Origin of the sequence: Novosphingobium mississippiense (assembly GCF_044029535.1) — a bacterium.
In the GTDB taxonomy this organism is placed as follows: domain Bacteria; phylum Pseudomonadota; class Alphaproteobacteria; order Sphingomonadales; family Sphingomonadaceae; genus Novosphingobium.
Map to the genome: position 1 here is coordinate 827,997 of NZ_CP147001.1, position 18,674 is coordinate 846,670.

At 63.3% G+C, this 18,674-nt stretch carries 15 protein-coding genes and 1 pseudogene; 12 read left to right on the forward strand and 4 right to left on the reverse strand.

The annotated features are described in order from the left end of the window. Positions 1–99 precede the first annotated feature (99 nt). The 4 genes from WBP06_RS03905 to WBP06_RS03920 form a co-directional block, all read right to left on the reverse strand. Positions 100–1,398, reverse strand: coding sequence for a PQQ-dependent sugar dehydrogenase (locus WBP06_RS03905; RefSeq protein ID WP_395332041.1), 1,299 nt, complete (start codon positions 1,396–1,398; stop codon positions 100–102). Further along, positions 1,395–1,814, reverse strand: coding sequence for a DUF2231 domain-containing protein (locus WBP06_RS03910; RefSeq protein ID WP_395332043.1), 420 nt, complete (start codon positions 1,812–1,814; stop codon positions 1,395–1,397). The genes WBP06_RS03905 and WBP06_RS03910 overlap by 4 nt, the downstream gene beginning before the upstream one ends. 358 nt (positions 1,815–2,172) lie before the next feature. Then, complete coding sequence (locus WBP06_RS03915; protein ID WP_395332045.1) at positions 2,173–2,427, reverse strand: hypothetical protein; 255 nt, start codon at positions 2,425–2,427, stop codon at positions 2,173–2,175. Between the two features lie 254 nt (positions 2,428–2,681). Then, positions 2,682–3,206 (reverse strand): BON domain-containing protein, encoded by a 525-nt coding sequence (locus WBP06_RS03920; protein ID WP_395332047.1) that lies wholly within the window; start codon positions 3,204–3,206, stop codon positions 2,682–2,684. A gap of 724 nt (positions 3,207–3,930) precedes the next feature. Between WBP06_RS03920 and WBP06_RS03925 the strand changes: the two genes are divergently transcribed. From WBP06_RS03925 to WBP06_RS03980, 12 genes and pseudogenes are all read left to right on the forward strand, one after another. Then, on the forward strand, positions 3,931–4,767 hold the full coding sequence (locus tag WBP06_RS03925; protein ID WP_395332049.1) for a YihY/virulence factor BrkB family protein: 837 nt from the start codon (positions 3,931–3,933) through the stop codon (positions 4,765–4,767). A 438-nt stretch (positions 4,768–5,205) separates the two neighbouring features. Next, positions 5,206–6,483: a cation:proton antiporter gene (locus WBP06_RS03930; RefSeq protein ID WP_395332051.1), complete on the forward strand. Its 1,278-nt coding sequence runs from the start codon at positions 5,206–5,208 to the stop codon at positions 6,481–6,483. A gap of 567 nt (positions 6,484–7,050) precedes the next feature. After that, positions 7,051–7,233 (forward strand): annotated as a pseudogene (locus tag WBP06_RS03935) (Ku protein); the annotation flags it as partial. Positions 7,234–7,321: 88 nt separating this feature from the next. Then, positions 7,322–8,266, forward strand: coding sequence for a TIGR03557 family F420-dependent LLM class oxidoreductase (locus WBP06_RS03940; protein ID WP_395332053.1), 945 nt, complete (start codon positions 7,322–7,324; stop codon positions 8,264–8,266). Positions 8,267–8,673: 407 nt separating this feature from the next. Beyond that, positions 8,674–8,862, forward strand: coding sequence for a hypothetical protein (locus WBP06_RS03945; RefSeq protein WP_395332055.1), 189 nt, complete (start codon positions 8,674–8,676; stop codon positions 8,860–8,862). A 152-nt stretch (positions 8,863–9,014) separates the two neighbouring features. Then, on the forward strand, positions 9,015–9,536 hold the full coding sequence (locus WBP06_RS03950) for a 2Fe-2S iron-sulfur cluster-binding protein (protein ID WP_395334027.1): 522 nt from the start codon (positions 9,015–9,017) through the stop codon (positions 9,534–9,536). Continuing rightward, positions 9,533–10,519: an FAD binding domain-containing protein gene (locus tag WBP06_RS03955; protein WP_395332057.1), complete on the forward strand. Its 987-nt coding sequence runs from the start codon at positions 9,533–9,535 to the stop codon at positions 10,517–10,519. Before WBP06_RS03950 ends, WBP06_RS03955 begins: the two co-directional genes overlap by 4 nt. Continuing rightward, the gene (locus tag WBP06_RS03960) at positions 10,516–12,849 is read left to right on the forward strand and encodes a xanthine dehydrogenase family protein molybdopterin-binding subunit (protein ID WP_395332059.1); all 2,334 of its coding nucleotides are present in this window, start codon (positions 10,516–10,518) and stop codon (positions 12,847–12,849) included. The genes WBP06_RS03955 and WBP06_RS03960 overlap by 4 nt, the downstream gene beginning before the upstream one ends. 474 nt (positions 12,850–13,323) lie before the next feature. Further along, positions 13,324–13,983, forward strand: a complete 660-nt coding sequence (locus WBP06_RS03965) for a cytochrome c3 family protein (RefSeq protein WP_395332061.1) — start codon at positions 13,324–13,326, stop codon at positions 13,981–13,983. A 32-nt stretch (positions 13,984–14,015) separates the two neighbouring features. Further along, entirely contained in the window at positions 14,016–16,823 is a 2,808-nt protein-coding gene (locus WBP06_RS03970; protein WP_395332063.1) for a 4Fe-4S dicluster domain-containing protein, read from the forward strand. Continuing rightward, positions 16,820–18,136 carry an NrfD/PsrC family molybdoenzyme membrane anchor subunit gene (gene nrfD, locus WBP06_RS03975; RefSeq protein WP_395332065.1) on the forward strand — a complete coding sequence of 439 codons (1,317 nt, stop codon included), beginning with the start codon at positions 16,820–16,822 and terminating at the stop codon, positions 18,134–18,136. The genes WBP06_RS03970 and nrfD overlap by 4 nt, the downstream gene beginning before the upstream one ends. Then, on the forward strand, positions 18,129–18,674 hold the full coding sequence (locus WBP06_RS03980; RefSeq protein ID WP_395332067.1) for a DUF3341 domain-containing protein: 546 nt from the start codon (positions 18,129–18,131) through the stop codon (positions 18,672–18,674). The genes nrfD and WBP06_RS03980 overlap by 8 nt, the downstream gene beginning before the upstream one ends.

Below are 18,674 nucleotides of genomic sequence, written 5' to 3' on the forward strand. Positions count from 1 at the left end.
GCCGAGTTCCATCCCGTCGGCTTCTCGCCATCCGGTCGCGCGTGCTGGCGGCGACGCCTGGAAACGATTGAGCATCATCAGAACAGTACTCCCGCTGGCTCAACGGGCTGATGTGATCCGCCATATGGTATTGGAAAGATCATCCGCCACGAGTACGGCGTGGCGAACAGTATCGTAAGTTACGCCGACTGGGCGCCCGCGCGCCCTTCCATCGGTCCCGATGAAGCCCGTGATGAAATCCCGAGGCTTGCCGGACGGACGCCCATTGGCGAACGGTATCCAGACGACCTTGTACCCGGCAGGTTCCGAACGATTCCAGCTGCCGTGTTCACCTACGAATGCGCCTTCGGCGTAGTTGGGACCTAGTTCGCCTCCATCGGTGAAGGCGAGACCTAGCGGGGCTACATGCGATCCCAGCGCATAATCGGGCGCAATGGCCTTTCGCACCATCTCGGGTTTCTGCGGGTGAACACGCGGATCAACGTGCTGGCCGTAGTAGCTGTAAGGCCAGCCATAGAATGCCCCTGGCGTCACCGAGGTGAGATAGTCTGGCACCAGATCCGCGCCCAGCTCATCGCGTTCGTTGGCAACGGCCCAGAGGGCTTTCGTTGCAGGATTGATTGCAAGTGCAGTGGGATTGCGGATTCCCGATGCATAAGTCCGGTGAGCACCCGTTAATGGATCAATTTCCCAGATTTGCGCGCGTTCCTCCTCGACGGCGAGACCGCGCTCCCCGATATTGCTGTTGGACCCGATACCGATATAGAGCAACGAGCCATCGGCGCTGGCGGTCAACGCCTTTGTCCAGTGGTGGTTGGGGTTGGCCGGCAGCTTTGTGACGAGTTGCCCCGGGCCGGAAATTCGCGTCGCACCGTCGACATAGGCAAAGCGCAACAGCGCGTCTTGATTGGCGACATACAGGTCGGATCCGACCAAGGCCATGCCGTAAGGTGAGTTGAGCCCGCCGATGAATTCCGTTTGGAGTTCGTATTTTCCGTCCCCGTCGCGATCGCGCAACAGCGTGATGCGGTCGCCGCCCTTTACGCCGCTCTTGCCCAAGCTCTTGATGTAGCCAGCAATGAAATCCTTGGGCCGGAGTTTCGGCTCCGTCCCGCCAAGGCCTTCCGCGACAAGTACGTCACCGTTGGGCAGAACAATGGTCTGGCGCGGCACCTTGAGCCCCGTGGCGATAGGCGTGATCGTGAAGCCTCTCGGGACAGTGGGCGTGGCGCCGTGCCAGTCAATTGGCCGCGCGATCTTCATCGGTGGCAGGAGTGTCTCATCTTGTCCGGGTAACTGGGGTTGCGAGCCAGTTTGATCCAGGTCCGGCGTCCTGCTGCAGCCAGCCAGAACAATCGATGCAGCCAGTCCGGCGAAGGCGATGCGAAGTGTATTCATGGGTGTGCCTCCTGGCGCGCGCTGTAGCCGGTCCAGCCAGCGGCGAGGGCCAGGATTGCGGAAATTGCCGAAAGCACGAGCCCTGTGATGCCAACCGAGGTCCATCCGTCGTGACTGTGTTGAAACGAGTTGATCAGGCCCACCAAGAAAAGGAGAGCGAGTATGAGGGTGAGCCAAGCGCTCCCGGGGCGGCGGATGGCGACGCGCACAACGCCCCAGACAAATGCCAATCCACAAAATAGTACGCCGCCGGCGATTAGCCATGCGGCGAAGTTTGACCATTGCATCTCGGCACTGTTGAAATAGGCGACGTCGGTCGCGAGCGCTGCTGGAAACAACGCCACAGGAAAAGCGAGAAGAAGTGCGTGAAGGGGATGTAGTGCCGCTGGGACACCACGCAGGATCGCACGAGGCACTTTGCGTTCCTCCCGGATTGGGCTGGTAAACGGGAAATGCTTTGGCAGGACAAGAGTTGCGTGGGAAGGTAGCTGAAAGTGGGCGATTGTGGCGCTTGGCTCCCACAGCCGTGAGCCGGAAGGCAAACCCGGTCGGTCGGCATTGATGTGATGGCGGAGCACCTCCGGACTTTCGAACTGGAACTTTCAACATCGGATGCCGGGCGTTCTAGCCTATCAACTAGGCCCACAATTTTGCCATGGCGAGATTTGCGGAAAGTCCAAGCCGTGGATCGAGCAGTTCGCGCAAGCTAGCATCCCGCCGTCTTACCTAACGGTAGAAAACGTTGCGATCGGGCAACTTCGTTTCAGATGGTCTTCACTGCGACACTCGCTCGACCTTAAGATGAATGATCTGATCATAAACTTTCGCAAGATCGATCACGGCATAGAGGCTAGCCATGCTCCTCCGACGGCGATCGACGATGACGCAATCCTCGCCCCGCAGCAAGTTGCCGATATGTTGTGCGCCAGGCGCTTCTGTCGGGCAATGGTTGATCGGAACCGCCGTCTCGTCGCGGCAGAAGGCGAGCGTCGCCGCAGTTCCAATCTCGCTATCGCCGCCGGTCCCCATCGTTTTCCTAGCTGCAGGCGGCAGCTCCTGCGATAAGTCATCGCGCCGCAATCTGGGGCGGGTGCGCGGTGCACTGGGGCGCTGCCCGGCGGTGCTTCTGCTCGGGAAACGCTTTGGGCGTAAAGCGGTTGGTCAGGTTCGCATCTGCGCGTCTTCTTCGGCGAGGGGAGGGGGAGAGGGTCCCAAAGAACCTGAGCGAATCGGACGCGCGAGGGGCTGTACCCGCGCGTCCTCGCTTATGCGCCGACGCGCCTTCAGCTGGTGGATACGCCCGGTTCCGACCTAGTCCCGGCGATCGTTTCCGATCCCGTGTCGCCCAAGCGGATGCCGGGGCCTACGCGCAAGTTGTTCTGGACGTGCTTCACTCCGGATATGTCGTGCGCAATATCCTCGGCCCGGCGCTTTTCCGGTCGGCTGGCCACCTGTCCCTCCAGCGTGACTTCGCCGCCGGATACGCTGACCTTGACGTGGCTGGCATCGATCTGCCAGTCGGCGGTCAGGCGTTCGTTGGCATCCTCGCGGATGCGTTCGTCGGACCGCGTGTAGTCCGAAGGCCCGCGGCCGCGATAGTCTTTCTCTCGGCGACCGTTTTCGCGGTGATCGTTTTCGCGGCGTCGCGCGGCATCGTCGTTGCCGAACCAGCTGGCGACCTCGTCGCTAGCGCGTTCGAAGAACCCGCGCTCTTCCCCATAAGACCGCCATTCGCCATATTCGTTGCGCTCGACCGAATTCCATCCGTCAGGGTCGCGGTTCTGGCGATAGGATCCACCGGAGCGCAAGTCGGCGCGTTCGCCTTGGTCAAGGTAGTCTCCTGCCTGCCGTGGCGGACTGGGCCGTTGCTCCCTCTGCTGACGGGGCATGGCGCCGATATCGGAATTTATGGAATAACTCCCTGACAGGCGGTTCCGGTAAGCTTCGTCTCGTTGGCCCATTTCTGCTCTCCATCAGCTTTTCGAGGAAGCGCGGAGGTGTTTCTCCGCGCTCTGGTTGCTGAACGCCGCAGAAACGTTCCGCTATCCCCACTTCGGCGCGGGACTGCGCAAATCGGTCGCAATTTCCATTTTGGACGAGGTAGAATGCCTCACTGTCATCGGCCGGCTGAAGATTTGCGGAAGATGCAGATTTCTCAAACTCGTCGACCATCGTGCGGTCGAGGGGCGGATTATCCCGGCCCCTGACGCACAGTCGCGGCGCGTCCGTGTCGAATGAAAAAATTTGGCATCCTCGTCGCGCCTGTCTCAGTGCGGGCTCGGGCGATGCTGCTGCGGTTGTTTCGGGCGCGTGACGAGCGGGAATAGTTAGGCTGCCGGACCAGAGCGGAACGCTGCACCGACAGGCGGCGTTACCGCTCTGAACGCACACGCCGCGCGGTCGGCGAGAGACAGGGAGATCACTACTGGCCCTCCGATTTTCGCTTTGCCCGGCACCGCTCGCATGAACCTGCAAGGGGGGCAGTCGCACGCGACATCCGCGTGGCGCCTGTCATGGCGGGATTGGAGGGCGGTGTTCGTCAGGACCTGGAAGGAAACTGGCGTCGACAATGTCAGCCTGGTCGCTGCGGGCGTCGCCTTCTACGGGTTTCTCGCACTCGTGCCGCTACTGGGCGCGGCGATCCTCTCCTATGGGCTGATCGCCGATCCCCAGGACATCGTTCGGCACGTCACCAGTATGAGCGAGGTGCTGCCCAAGGATGCAGCCGCCCTGATTGGCGACCAGCTTCTGAACATCGAGCGTACGTCGGGTGAGAAGAAGGGGCTAGGGCTGGTCCTTGCGCTGGCGCTCGCCCTGTTCGGCGCGCGTAACGGCGCTGCCAGCATCATCACCGCGCTCAACATCGCCTACGAGGTGCAGGAGCGGCGCAACTTCATCTGGATCAACCTGCTTGCACTCGCCATCACGGCGGGTGCGGTCGCGGTCGGCATCCTCGCGGTGATTGCGATCGCCAGTCTGGGACATCTGGAGGACCTGCTGCCCTGGCTGCCCTGGTACGCTCTCGTCGCGGGCAAGATCCTTTCTTACGTCGTCCTCGTGCTGGCCGGTGCCGCCGGCGCGGCGACTCTGTACCGCTTCGCGCCCTCTCGCCACCGGGCGCGTTGGTCGTGGCTGACCCCAGGGTCGGTCGGCGCAGCGGTCCTGTGGCTGGCGATGACGGCAAGCTTCGGCGTGTACGTCGCCAATTTCACCGATTACGGCGCTACTTACGGATCCCTCGCCGCAGTGATAGTTTTACTGACCTGGCTATATCTATCGTCCTACGTGCTGGTGCTGGGTGCCGAACTCAATTCAGAACTGGAACGCCAGACGAGTGCCCGTACCACGGAAGGGACGGGCACGCGGTAAACCAACGGCCATTCCGGATCTTTGGCCGCTGACCGGCACTGATAAGAGGCAACAATGGAACAAAGCCTTGGCCATTACGATCACAGCCTTCTTCCCCCAGCCGAAGGGACGTGGAACTGGGGGTACAGCATCTCATCCAGGACTACGGGATCGAGTGTGCCGACATTTTCATAGATCCTTGCGGAGACTGTAACAGCGCCGGCGACGGAAACGCCGGTGCCTGACGTCGAGAGCGGCCATCCTGGCCATCCGCACACGAGCTAAGCGTCCTGCCAAGGGCAGCTGAATGGTTTCGGTCGATATGAACGAGGCTGAGACCGACCTTGTCGCGAAAGCATTGCGCACTACCGGCGCCACTGATGTCGCCGCCGGCCGAGCCCGCTAGGGTACCGTTCGGACCTGTCCGGCCGAACGACAGGGCCGGCCGTGCGTTGCAGCATGATGAACTTCCCGTTCCCCGCACCCGATCCATACATCCTGGTCGTGACCGGCGCGGGCATTCTCGTTGCGCTCGTCACCTGGTTGCCCCGGGCCCTCAGGAAGCTGCCGCTATCGCTGCCGATTGTCTGCATCGGACTGGGGGCGGCGATCTCGACGCTGCCGCGTGTCAGTCTGCGAGTGTCTCCGCTCGACCAGCCGCTGCTTGCCGAACGGTTCTCCGAATTCGTGGTGATTATCGCGCTGATGGGGGCGGGCCTGAAGCTCGACCGGCCGTTCAGCCTGCCGCGCTGGGCTGTCACCTGGCGATTGCTGGCCATCACCATGCCGCTCGGCATTGCCGTGCTGACGGTTCTGGGCGGAACTCTCCTCGCCCTCAGCTGGCCCGTCGCTTTGCTGCTTGCGGCAAGCCTGGCGCCGACCGATCCGGTTCTGGCGGCCGATGTCCAGGTCGGGCCGCCGCAAACCGAGGAGGAAGATGAAGTCCGCTTCGGCCTGACATCGGAGGCCGGCCTGAATGATGGCCTGGCCTTTCCCTTCGTCCACCTGGCAATTGCACTGGGCGCGCTTGCGGCGTCGGGCAAGGCATGGGCCGCGCACTGGGTTTCCGTGCATGTCCTATGGGGAATTGCCGCAGGCATCGTGGTGGGCTGGCTGGTCGGCAAGTTGTTTGGCTGGCTGACCTTCCACCGACCCCGGGGCAAGAGCCTGGCCAGGACCGGCGATGGGTTGATCGCCTTATCTGCGACATTCGTCTCCTACGGCCTGGGCGAGATCGTCCACTGCTACGGCTTTCTCGCCGTCTTCGTCACGGCCATGACGCTGCGCGCCTCACACCGAGAGCATACTTTCAACGTCGATATGCACGAACTCACCGAACAGGTGGAGCGGCTGGCGATGATGACGCTGCTACTGCTTTGTGGCAGCGCGGTCATGCATGGCCTGCTGGCACCGCTGCGCGTGACGGACGTGCTGTTCGTTGCACTGGCGATATTTATCGTACGTCCTTTGACGGGCATTCTGGGCTTGGCGGGGCTGGCGGCCCAAAAAACGGAGCGATGGGCCCTGGCCTTCTTCGGCATTCGCGGCGTCGGCTCAATCTACTATCTGGCCTACGGGCTAAACCATATGCAAACGCCGGATCCCGAGCGGCTCTGGGCGATTGTGGGGCTTGCGATATTGATTTCCATTCTGCTGCACGGATTGACAGTAACCCCGGCCATGCGCTGGCTCGATCGTAGGCACGGTCGCGATCCGGACCGAGATGCGCTTGCCTGATTGCCTTTGCGAGGGATTGTGCCGACGGCAGCGGGTCTCACAGGAACGCAAGGGGTGTCGATTTCGTTCTGCCTGTATTCAGGATTTCTTCGAGGCTCGTATCATGACCGCACCCCGTTCCACGCACCCGACCGACCCAGGTCCCATCCCAAGCGCCAGTCTCGCCCCCAGGCCCGCCTATCCACCGATCCGGGACAAGCCCGATGCCAGCCAGCCCCGTCATGCCGAAAGCCCCTGTGTGTCGCGTGACTTTGGCGTTCCCCCGCGCCGCAAGTCGGCCGCGCGCGATGTGATGGCCGCACCGACACCGGAACGGATAGATAGCGATAGGACCGGGGCGCACGGACATTGCTAATCGCCTGAACCGCTCCTTTGTTGGCAGCGCGCTTCGCAACGACGACTGCCGGACGAGTGGAGGTTATAAGCGATATCGACATCGGAAACCCATAAGGTTTCCAGGATTCTCGGCTTCACGCCAGCGAGCTAACGCTTCAAATAATCGACGGCAAATACTGGAACGTGGACGTCGGTCTGGGCTTTCTGGCTAGGATTTGGAAGGAAGTTGCGATGCCGGCACGCCCCTATTGGAGAGGCCAGATTCGTCTGGCGTTGGTCTCGATCCCGGTCGAGGTCTATTCAGCGACCAAGAGCGGAGCGACTATCGCTTTCAACCAGATCCATGAGCCCTCCGGCAAGCGCATCAAGTACGAGAAAGTGGTTCCCGGCATCGGCCAGGTCGACGGACAAGAATTCACACCGAGCCCCACACGGATCGTCGCCTCGCTGAACCGTTCCGGTTGCGCGAGCGTTGGATGCAGGACTGACAGGGAGACGATCGATGGCGCGTTTCGGATACAAGCTCATGAGCGAGGAACACGGTCCCAAATCGCTCGTGGAAAATGCGATCGCGGCAGAAGCGGCAGGCTTCGATTTCGTATCAATCTCCGATCACTATCACCCGTGGCTGTTCGACCAGGGTCATGCATCCTTCGCCTGGAGTGTTTTGGGGGCGATTGCGCACGGCACATCGCGCGTCGGGATCACCACCGGCCTGACCTGTCCGATCATCCGCTATCATCCTGCCATCATCGCTCAAGCCTCAGCGACAATTGCAGTGATGAGCGACAATCGCTTCTCGCTCGCCATTGGCGCCGGCGAGCGGCTCAATGAGCATGTTACAGGAGAACATTGGCCTTCGATTCCCGAGCGTCACGCCATGCTGGAGGAGGCCGTCGAAATATTCCGCCTTTTGTGGGGCGAAGGGGCACACAACTATCAGGGTAGTTACTTCACGGTCGATCACGCGCAAATTTTCGACCGGCCGAATGAGCCCATCCCGATCATCCTGGGAGTGAGCGGGCCTGCATCGATCGCGCTCGCCGTTTCGAAGGCGGACGGAATCATGACAACCGACCCTTCACCTGAAATCGCGAATGGATTTTCCAATGGCCCCAAATATGTCGAGGTCGCTCTGGCTTACGCGCCAACCGAGGACGAGGGGCGCAAGATCGCGCATGAGCGCTTCCGCTTTTCGGCATTCGACTGGTCGGTAAATAGCGAAATTCCGACTGTCGAAGGTTTCGAGACGGCGACGAAGTTCGTGCGACCTGAGGATCTTGCCGAGACCATCCCCGTCGGCCCGGATCCGGACAAGCACTTGGAAGCGATCCGGAAAGCTCTCGATGCCGGCTTCGATCACATCGTGCTGACAGGCATCGGGCCGGATCAGCGAGGCTTCATCCGCTTCTTCGAGGAGAGCATTCACCCCAGGCTTGCCGAATGAGGAAACGGCATCGATCGTCGCTGCTCCGAGCCCCATAAAGGAAGGGGTCGGCTGATCGACTGGCGGCAAATGGCGGCAGTTCCATCGCATTGAAGGTGCCGCCCCGTTGTTGGCGCGAACCTATCCGCGGCCCAGACGTTGTATTTGCAAAGGCGGGGACCCAGGTGCGGGTCCGCAACCGACAAGATCGCCGACGGCCATCAAGGCGCAGGCAATCAACTGTACACTGAAATCAGAACCGAAGGAGCGTTTCCTCCAGCGATCCGATAATCGCGGTCCTGAAACAGGCGTTCGCCGAAAGGCAGGTTGCCGTCACCAAGACGGTATGCGCCGTCGACTCTCAAGATCACGCCTGGCGTTTCTTTGGACGACGGCGAGCAGGGCGGGGCTGAAAAAAGGATGGAAACATGACCGAACGAAACGAAAAGGAGACTGCAAAGGGCGTTGCTTCGATCTTCAAAGGCTATGCCAAACGTCTTGCCGGTGAATTGTCACCGCGCCCCGATCTGGTGGTGGAAGGGGAAAAGGAACAGACCGAGGGGCTCCGGCGGATACGACGCTCACGGCGATCCGAAGCCCACCGAGGAGACCACTGAAGGCTGCGGAGCAAGGATCGAATGTCCCCCTCAGTGCGCGGCGCGGGCTAATGGTCCGGCGGTTTTATCGGGCACAATCTTCGTGGATCCGAGTTGATTTTCCAGGTTCGACATTCCGATTGGGCGGCGTCGGACCAGAAAGGTCGATGGCGATGAACATGACCGTCAATGGCAGCGCCGTTGAAATGCCGCGGGATCCGCGCGTTTCGCTTCTCGATTATCTGCGCGACCACCTTCACCTTACAGGCACCAAGAAGGGCTGCGATCAGGGAGCCTGCGGCGCCTGCACCGTTCTCGTGGATGGTCAGCGGATCCTCTCATGCCTTTCGCTGGCGGTGCAACTCCAGGGTCGGTCGGTGACCACGATAGAGGGAGTGGGCCAACCCGGGCATTTACACCCCTTGCAGCAGGCCTTCGTCGATCATGACGGATTCCAGTGCGGCTATTGCACGCCAGGCCAGATTTGCTCCGTCCTTGGCATGGTGGCGGAGATCGGACGCGGGGTGCCGAGCCACCTGACTCTCGATCTAGAGGCCGAGTCGATCGCGCTTACCCCCGGTGAATTGCGCGAGCGAATGAGCGGCAACTTGTGCCGCTGCGGTGCTTACAACGGTATTGTGGCGGCCATAGCCGAGACTTATGTGGAAGGCCCGCTGCCAGAGGCAGTCGAATGACGCCGTTCACCTACGCCCGCGCCGCCGATGCGACAGACGCAGTCCGGCAAGGCGGTGGGACAGGCGCGAAGTACCTGGGAGGCGGCACCAACCTCGTCGATTTGATGCGCGAGACGATCGAGCGGCCGGAGCGGCTGGTAGACGTTACTGGGTTGTCGGAGACAATCGCCGAGTTGCCCGATGGCGGGCTGTTAATCGGTGCGGCGGCGCGCAACACGGCCGTTGCTGAAAACCGGCTGGTCCGCCACCGCTATCCGATGCTTGTCCGAGCCATCGTGGCCGGTGCCAGCGCGCAGATCCGCAATATGGCGACCGTAGGCGGCAACATCCTCCAGCGCACGCGGTGTTCTTACTTCTATGACGCGGCGGGATCGCATTGCAACAAGCGTCGGCCCGGCGATGGGTGCGATGCGATGGAAGGGTTTAACCGCAACCACGCAATTCTGGGCGCCTCTACCGCTTGCGTAGCAGTCCACCCGTCGGACATGTGCGTCGCCCTCGCGGCACTGGATGCCGTGGTCCATTTAAGAGGGGCTGACGGCGAGCGCCGTCTGGCGCTGACGGATCTGCATCGCCTGCCGGCCGAGCGTCCGGACATCGAGACCGTGCTGGAACCGGGCGAACTGATCACTGCGATCGAGTTGCCGGCGCTCCCCTTCGCCGCGCGTTCCGCCTATCGAAAGGTGCGTGACCGTTCGAGCTACGCCTTTGCACTCGTCTCGGTAGCGGCAGCGCTGGAAGTCGAGGGCGGGCAAGTGCGCGACGTACGGATCGCGCTGGGCGGCGTGGCCCCTAAACCATGGCGAGCGGAGCGGGCCGAGACCGCGCTGCGCGGCGCACCCGCGACCGCTGCGTCATTCATTGCGGCAGCGGATGCAGAACTGGCGGGGGCAAAGCCGCTTTCCGGCAATGCCTTCAAGATCGAGCTTGCGCGCCGCACGCTGGTCGCCGTCCTTAAGGAACTTGCCGGAGAAGACGCATGAGCATCGCGGACGACGCCAAGCAGGCAGTTCAGGGCGCCATGCAGGGTATCATGGCAAAGGCAGTTGCGCTTGCTCCCGACAGTTGGATTCCGGGCGGCGATCCGGATCCTCTGATCCGCGAACGCTATGGCCATGTCGGCAAGCCGCTATCGCGCATCGATGGCCCGCTCAAAGTGACGGGGAGGGCAACTTTCGCGGCGGAATTTCCCATAGAGCACATGGTCTACGCCGCGTTGGTGTTCAGTACGATCCCCAAAGGACGGATCGCCGCGCTGGAAACGGCGCATGCACGGTGCGCGCCCGGCGTCGTCGCGGTCATGGACCACCGCAACGCTCCTCGTCTTGCACCGCCACCGGTCTTCATGTCGGCGCCCAAGGCGGCCAACGGGGACAGCCTGCCGATCATGCAGGGCGGGGAGATCAACTGGAATGGTCAGCCCGTCGCCGTAGTGCTGGCCGAGACGCAGGAACAGGCCAACCACGCAGCCTCGCTTGTCGAGGTCGCCTATCAAGAGACCCCCGCGCTTACCGGGCTCGCCGAAGCGCGAGCGAGGGGCATGAAGCCCGCCATGTTCATGGGGCAGCCGCTTCATGATGAGCGCGGCGACGCGGAAGCGGCGCTGGCGCAGGCAGACGCAAAGGTGGACGCTATCTACTCGACCCCGCGCCACAATCACAACGCCATCGAACTGCACGGGGTCACTGTTGCATGGCAGGGCGATGTGCTGCGCATCCACGATGCGTCGCAACTGGTTGCGCATACGGCCTGGTCGATCGCCAGCATGTTCGACATGCCGGAAGACAAGGTCATCATCACCTCACCCTTCGTGGGCGGCGGGTTTGGTGGCAAGTGTCTGTGGCAGCATCAGGTTCTGGCCGCGATGGCCGCAAGAATGTGCGGCCGTCCGGTGCGCCTGGTCCTTTCGCGCGAGGGTGTCTACCGCGTGGTCGGCGGTCGCTCACCGACCGAGCAACGCGTCGCCCTTGGCGCGGATCGGGACGGACGTCTCAAGGCATTGATCCATACGGGTCTCACGGTGAAGACGGCCACCAACGCCATGCCGGAGCCTTTCATCCTGCCCACGCGTAGCGCTTACGCTTCCGAGACGCTGAAACTGGATGTGCAGACGGTGGAACTCGACATGCTGGCCAACACGTTCATGCGCGCTCCAGGAGAGTCGGTCGGCACATTCGGGCTGGAAAGCGCGATGGATGAACTTGCCGAAGTGCTAGGAATGGATCCGGTCGAACTGCGTATCCGCAACGAGCCGGAAAAGGACCCGGGCTCAGGCTTGCCGTTCTCCTCACGCCATATCGTCGAGGCCTGGCGTGCGGGCGCGCAGCGTTTCGGCTGGGATCGACGCAATCCACATCCCGGTGCGCGGCGCGAGGGCGAATGGCTGATCGGCATGGGCTGCGCCACCGCGACTTATCCCTATTACCGCATGGCCGGAGGGGCCGCGCGGATCACTCTGACTGGTGAGGGTCGGGCCGTGGTCGATATCGCCGCGCACGAGATGGGCATGGGCACCGCCACCGCGCAGACCCAGGTCGCCGCCGAGCGGCTCGGCCTGCCCATTGCGGCGGTGGAGTTCCATTACGGCGATTCCACGTTGCCGGGCGTCGTACTCGCCGGCGGCTCGCAGCAGACGGCCGCGATCGGCGCGTCGGTGGGAGCGGCGCATCGCGAACTGGTGAAGGCTTTGCTCAAGCTGGCCGGCAACGATTCCCCGCTCGCGGGCCTCAAGCCGGACGAGGTGATCAGCCGCGACCAGGGTCTGTGCAAAAGCGATGAGCCCACGCGTCATGAAAGCTATGCCTCGATCCTGTCGCGGGCGCGGCAGGAGTGCATCAGCGTTGAGGCGGAAGGGCCGCCACCGCTTGAGACGATGCACTGGTCGATGCACAGCCACGCCGCAATGTTCTGCGAATTGCGGGTTAATGCGGTTACCGGCGAGCCGCGGGTCAGCCGCTTCCTGGGCTCGTTCGACTGCGGCCGAATTCTCAACCCCAAGACCGCCGCCAGCCAGTTTCGGGGCGGTATCATCATGGGACTGGGCCTCGCGTTGATGGAGGAGGCTCAGTTCGACGAACGCAACGGGCGCGTGATGAACCCCAGCCTATCCGAATACCACGTACCCGTGCACATGGACGTGCCGGACATCGAGGTGATCTGGACCGACATTCCCGATCCGCACGCGCCGATGGGCGCGCGTGGGATCGGAGAAATCGGCATCACCGGTACGGGAGCGGCGGTGGCCAATGCAATCTACAACGCCACGGGCAAGCGGGTACGCGATTTGCCCATTACGCTGGACAAACTGCTTTAGTGCATTCCAACACCTCATCGGTCCCTTCATCCCCACCAGAGTTAGGGTAAAGTTGGGAGCCGGGTCGATCCTGCCGGACGTTCCGAAGAATACCCGGATGATCACGTGCGATGCCGGCGCGCGACAAGAACCGCTATGCCGAGCACTGGACCAAGGAGCGCTGGTGGCAGCAAGGCATTCGCCCGGGATCTTCAGGTCGAGGTGGCCGGCGAGCGGGCGCGTTACCGGGATGGCGAGGACGAGGGGGAGGCCCGCCTGTCCAAAGCCGGTGGATCGCCCGCCTGATCGTGCCGGGATCGAAAAAGCGGGTGCGTGCCCGTTCCGGGGGCTGCAAGGGCAGTTTCCTGTGCCGAGCGGGCCTCCCTCCATCGGCAACGGGATGGCTTGAGGCGCCGTCATGGCAGCAACCGGGAACCGTGCGCCCATCGATCGGTTGCCTATGGCGAAAGTTCACTGGCAGGGATCACGCGCGCATTGCAGGTCTTCTCGCCTTCGGCAGATACTTGGCTGCGGTTCGGCATGGTCGGCGTGCTGTTCCTGCTGGTCTGCGGCGCATTGGCGGCGGCCGGCTACGCCAACTCCGGCTACGCGACGCAAGTCGGCTGGTTCCGCGATCAGGAGGTGCCGTTCAGCCACAAGCACCACGTGGGCGAATTGGGCATCGATTGCCGTTACTGTCACAGCAGTGTCGAGACATCAGCCGATGCCGGCCTTCCCGCCACGCAAGTCTGCATGACCTGTCATTCCCAGATATGGACCGACGCACCGATGTTGGCGCCTGTTCGCCGCAGCTTTGCTCTTGATCGCCCGCTGCGCTGGCACCGCGTCGCGCAATTGCCGGACTATGTCTATTTCGATCATTCGATCCATGTGCAGCGCGGCGTGGCCTGCGTGGAATGCCATGGGCGGCTTGACGAGATGCCGCTGACCTATCGTGCCAAGGCACTGCAGATGCAGTTCTGCCTGGACTGCCATCGCAATCCCGCACCCAACTTGCGCCCGCCCGAGCAGGTCACCCGGATGGACTGGCGCGGCTGGAACAAGGACATAGCCACGCGCTACGGCAATGCGGCGCTGGCGCGCTTCCATATCGTGCCCGGCCGGCTCGACAATTGCGGACTGTGCCACCGATGACCCAGTGGCGAGCCCTTGAGGACCGGCTGCAAATGCCGGACATGCAAGAGCGCATCGCCCGCGAATTTCCGATGCTGGCGCGGCTGCGGCCGGAAACGGACCGTAGGGGAGCTTTCCAATTTCTGGCCGGTGCCATTGCGCTTGCCGGGCTGGATGGATGCGAGCGCAAGGCTGACGAGGACGCCTATCCGATGGCGCGTATGCCGGAAGGCAGCGAGCCGGGCAACGTGCGTCACTACGCAAGCGCAGTGGAGCTTGATGGCGTGGGGCAGCCGATCATCGGTACCTGCCGCGATGGGCGCCCGATCAAGCTGGAGGGAAATCCCCGGCATCCGGCAAGCGGCGGCGCCACCGATGCCTTTACCCAAGCGGCGCTGCTAGGTCTCTACGATCCCTTCCGCAGCGCCGCGCCGCAGAAAGGCCGCGAGACTGCGGACTGGGGTGCCGCGGCGCTTGCGATCCGGGACTTGCGTCAGCGGCTGGACGCGCGGGGAGGGGAAGGTTTCCGGCTGCTCACCGGGCCGGTGGGATCGCCGACCCTGCTGCGCCAGATTGCGGCGATGAAGGCGCGTTGGCCGGGCATGCACTGGCATGTCCATGCGCCCGCGTCGGACGGCCTTCATTCGGCCAATGCTCCGGCCGAGAGCGTGCTGCACCTCGACCGGACGGAGGCGCTGGTGTGCCTCGATGCCGATCCGCTGGGGAATGGACCCCTGCAGACATGGCATGCGCAAGGCTGGGCTAGCCGTCGCCGGGCATTCCAGCAAGGGCAGGGGAGCGCCGCGCTGATGGTTGCCGAACCCACCCCCACCCTGACGGGGACAATGGCGCAGGAGCGACTGGTGGTAGCGCATGGCCGCATCGAGCCGCTGCTCGCTGCGCTGGAGAGGCGGATCGCGGGCGCCGCAGTCGAAGGGCTCTCGCCGCAGGAAACGGGCTGGGCGGATCAGGCCGCTGCCTTGTTGGAGGCGAACCGGGGCCAAGGGGTGCTGCTGGTCGGTGCCCGGCACGGTCGGCGGGTTCAGGAGCGGGTCGCGGCGCTGAATGTCGCTCTGGGGAACGGCGGGCAATCCGGTCAATGGAGCCGCCGGGTAGAGGATCCTGTGCCCGAAGACGTGGTATCGCTCTCAAGGGCGATGCGCGGCGGCACGGTAGGGGCGCTGCTCGTCCTGGATGCAAACCCGGTCTATACTGCGGCGCCCGATCTGGCGTTCGCGCAGGCGCTGGGCAAAGTGGCGCTGCGCATTCATGCCGGGCTCCATCGCGACGAGACCGCCCGCCTTTGCCACTGGCACCTGCCGCTGGCGCATCTGCTCGAAAGCTGGAGCGACGTGCGCTGCGCCGAAGGCTCTGCTAGCGTGGTTCAGCCGATGGTGCGGCCGTTTCTCGACGTCCGTTCGCGCCATGAGATCGTCGGCCTGCTGCTGGGCGCGCAGGAGGCGACGCGCGGGCGCGATTTCGTGCGCGATACCTGGGGGGAAAGTGCCGCAGACGATGCGGGCTGGCAGGCGATGTTGCTTGGCGGAATTATCGAAGAGTGTGGACATGGCAAAGGCGTCGCCGTTGCTCCGTCCATGCCAGCGCCTGTTGCCGAGCCGGTGCGCGACGCCCCGCCGGGCTATGACGTTCTGTTCCGCCTCGATCCCACCGTTCATGACGGCAGCCTCGCCGGCAATCCCTGGCTTCAGGAAATGCCCAAGCCGCTGACCAAGCTGACCTGGGACAATGCCGTCCATGTCTCTCCCCAGATGGCGCAAGCCGAAGGGCTGGAGAATGAAGACCTCGTCGAAGTCCGCATCGGCGACGCGCGCATCGAAGGGCCAGTCTGGATCGTGCCCGGGCAAGCCCCGCAGACGATCCTGCTCCATCTCGGGTATGGGCGCCGCGCCGGTGGTGAGGTGGCGCTGGGTTGCGGCTTCGATGCCCATGCGCTGCAATCCTCCGCCTCGCCCGGATATCGGAGCGGGGCACAGCTGCGCAAGCTTGGTGGCAAACGTGCGCTCGCCTGCACGCAGACCCACTGGGCGCTTGGCGGGCACGAGTGGGTGCGAGAGGTCGGCGAACCGGGTGAGAGCCTGCCGCCCAAGCGGGAGCAGGCGAATTTCTATCCCCCTCAGGAGCGCGTGCCGGACGAGCCGGCCTGGGCCATGGCGATCGATCTTGACCTCTGCATCGGCTGCAACGCCTGCGCCACTGCATGTGTTGCGGAAAACAACGTGCCGATGGTCGGGAAGGAACAGGTGGCAAAGGGCCGCGAGATGCACTGGCTGCGGATCGACCGGTATTACGAAGGCCCGCCCGAAACCCCCGAGCATCGCTTCCAGCCCGTGCCCTGCATGCATTGCGAGGATGCCCCTTGCGAGATGGGCTGCCCGGTCAATGCCACTCTCCACAGCCCTGACGGGCTCAATCTGCAGGTCTACAACCGCTGCATCGGCACGCGCACCTGCTCGGCCTATTGTCCCTACAAGGTGCGGCGTTTCAACTGGCTGGATTATACGCGCAAGGCACCCGAGGAATTGAAGGCGCAGCGCAACCCCGAAGTCACCGTGCGGGATCGCGGCGTCATGGAAAAGTGCACTTACTGCATCCAGCGGGTTACACAGGCGCGTATCGCGGCGGACAAGGAAAACCGCCCGTTGCGCGATGGCGAGGTGCTGACCGCGTGCCAGCAGGCCTGCCCGACCCAGGCCATCGTTTTCGGAGACCTGTCCCAGCGGGAGAGTGCCGTCAGCCGCCGCAAGGCGGACGGGCGCGACTACGCATTGCTCGAAGAGGCGAATACCCGCCCGCGAACGACTTACGGTGCACGGATCAGAAGCGGGAAGGGCAAGGCATGAGCCGGAACGAGACCTTCCGCCGCGTTACGGGAGAAGTGATCACCATTCCCTTGCGCTTTCCCGCGCCGCGCACCTGGTGGATCATGTTCGCGGTCACCGGCACAATGACGCTGCTGCTGTTCGTCTCTGCCGGGATGGTGCTGGTGAACGGGCCGGGCGTGTGGGGCAACAACATCCCGGTCGGCTGGGGCTTTCCGATCGCGAACTACATCTGGTGGATCGGCATCGGCCATGCCGGCACGTTGATTTCGGCAATGCTGCTGTTGCTTCAGCAGGGCTGGCGCAATTCGCTCAACCGTTTTGCCGAGGCGATGACCCTGTTCGCCGTTGCTTGTGGCGGTCTCTATCCGATCATCCACCTCGGGCGTCCCTGGTATTTCTACTGGATGGCGCCGTATCCCAACACCATGGATATCTGGCCGCAGTTCCGCAGCCCGCTGACCTGGGATTTCTTCGCGGTGCTCACCTATCTGCTGGTTTCGGCCGCGTTCTGGTACATCGGCATCATCCCCGATCTTGCCTCTGCGCGCGATCGGGCGACGAAGCGGCGATGGCAGGTGTTCTACGGCTTGCTGGCATTGGGCTGGCGGGGTGCCGGGCGGCACTGGCTGCGCTGGCGGCAGGCCTATGTGATAACCGCCGCGATTGCCGTGCCGCTGGTCGTCTCGGTCCACTCCGAGATTTCGATGCTCTTTGCCGCAGGCCCGATCCCGGGATGGAACTCGACGGTCTTTCCCGCCTACTTCGTGCTGGGTGCGGCCTTTTCGGGTTTCGCGGTGGTGACGATGATCGCCATCGTGCTGCGGCACATGCTGCGCCTGCAAGACCTCGTGACCGCGCGGCACCTCGACATGCTGGGGCGGATGACACTCGCGACCGGGCTGATGACCGGATACGGCTATGTCATGGAGGTGTTCACGGCCTTTTACGGCGGCGGTTACGAGCTTGAGACGCTTCAGGACCGCTATGCCGGGCCCTATGCCTGGACCTTCTGGGGCGCGATCCTGTTCAACTTCGTGCCCCTGCAACTGCTGTGGTGGCGAAAGTGGCGCGTATCGCCGGTGACGGCGTTCCTTGTCTGCCTTTGCGTGGCGGTGGGCATGTGGTGCGAACGGTACATGCTGCTGGTCACTTCGCTCTATCGGGACTGGCTCGATTCCTCGATCAACCTGTTCCATCCCACGTTCTGGGACTGGTCGCTCTATGCCGGATTCATAGGCCTGTTCCTGAGTGCCCTGCTGCTCTTCGTGCGCTTCCTGCCGGTTATCTCCGTCTTCGAGATCAAGGAGCGGATCGAGGCCGGCGATGGCTGAGCGCAGCATCCCCTACGCCGTCCTCGGCGAGTTTTCGGAGGCGGACGCGCTTCTCGGCGCCGCCGGCACGCTGCGCGAACAGGGCTGGCGGGTCGAAGTCTTCTCGCCCTTTCCGCTGGACGGCCTGGCCGAAGCGCTGGGCTGGCACGAAACGCGGGTGCCGCGCTCCTTCCTGATCTGGGGCGCGGTAGGCGCCGTGGCGGGTTTTGCCATGCAGGCAGCGGCCACGCGCGATTTTCCTCTCGATATCGGCGGCCGCCCGCTGGTTGCGGTACCGGCGTTCCTGATGATCACCTTCGAACTCATGATCCTCTTCGCGGTATTCGGCGGGATCGGCGCGATGTTTTCGGCCAATCGCCTGCCACGCCTCCATCATCCATTGTTCGATGCCGAACGCTTCGGCCTTGCCAGCGACGATCGTTTCTTCCTGGCGGTATTCATCGGGCAGGGCGGCCCGTCGTCCGAAGAGGCCCGTGCCGCGCTGTGGCGCCTCAAGGCCGACGAGGTGACCGACGTGGCCGAAAGCGAAGCATCGTGA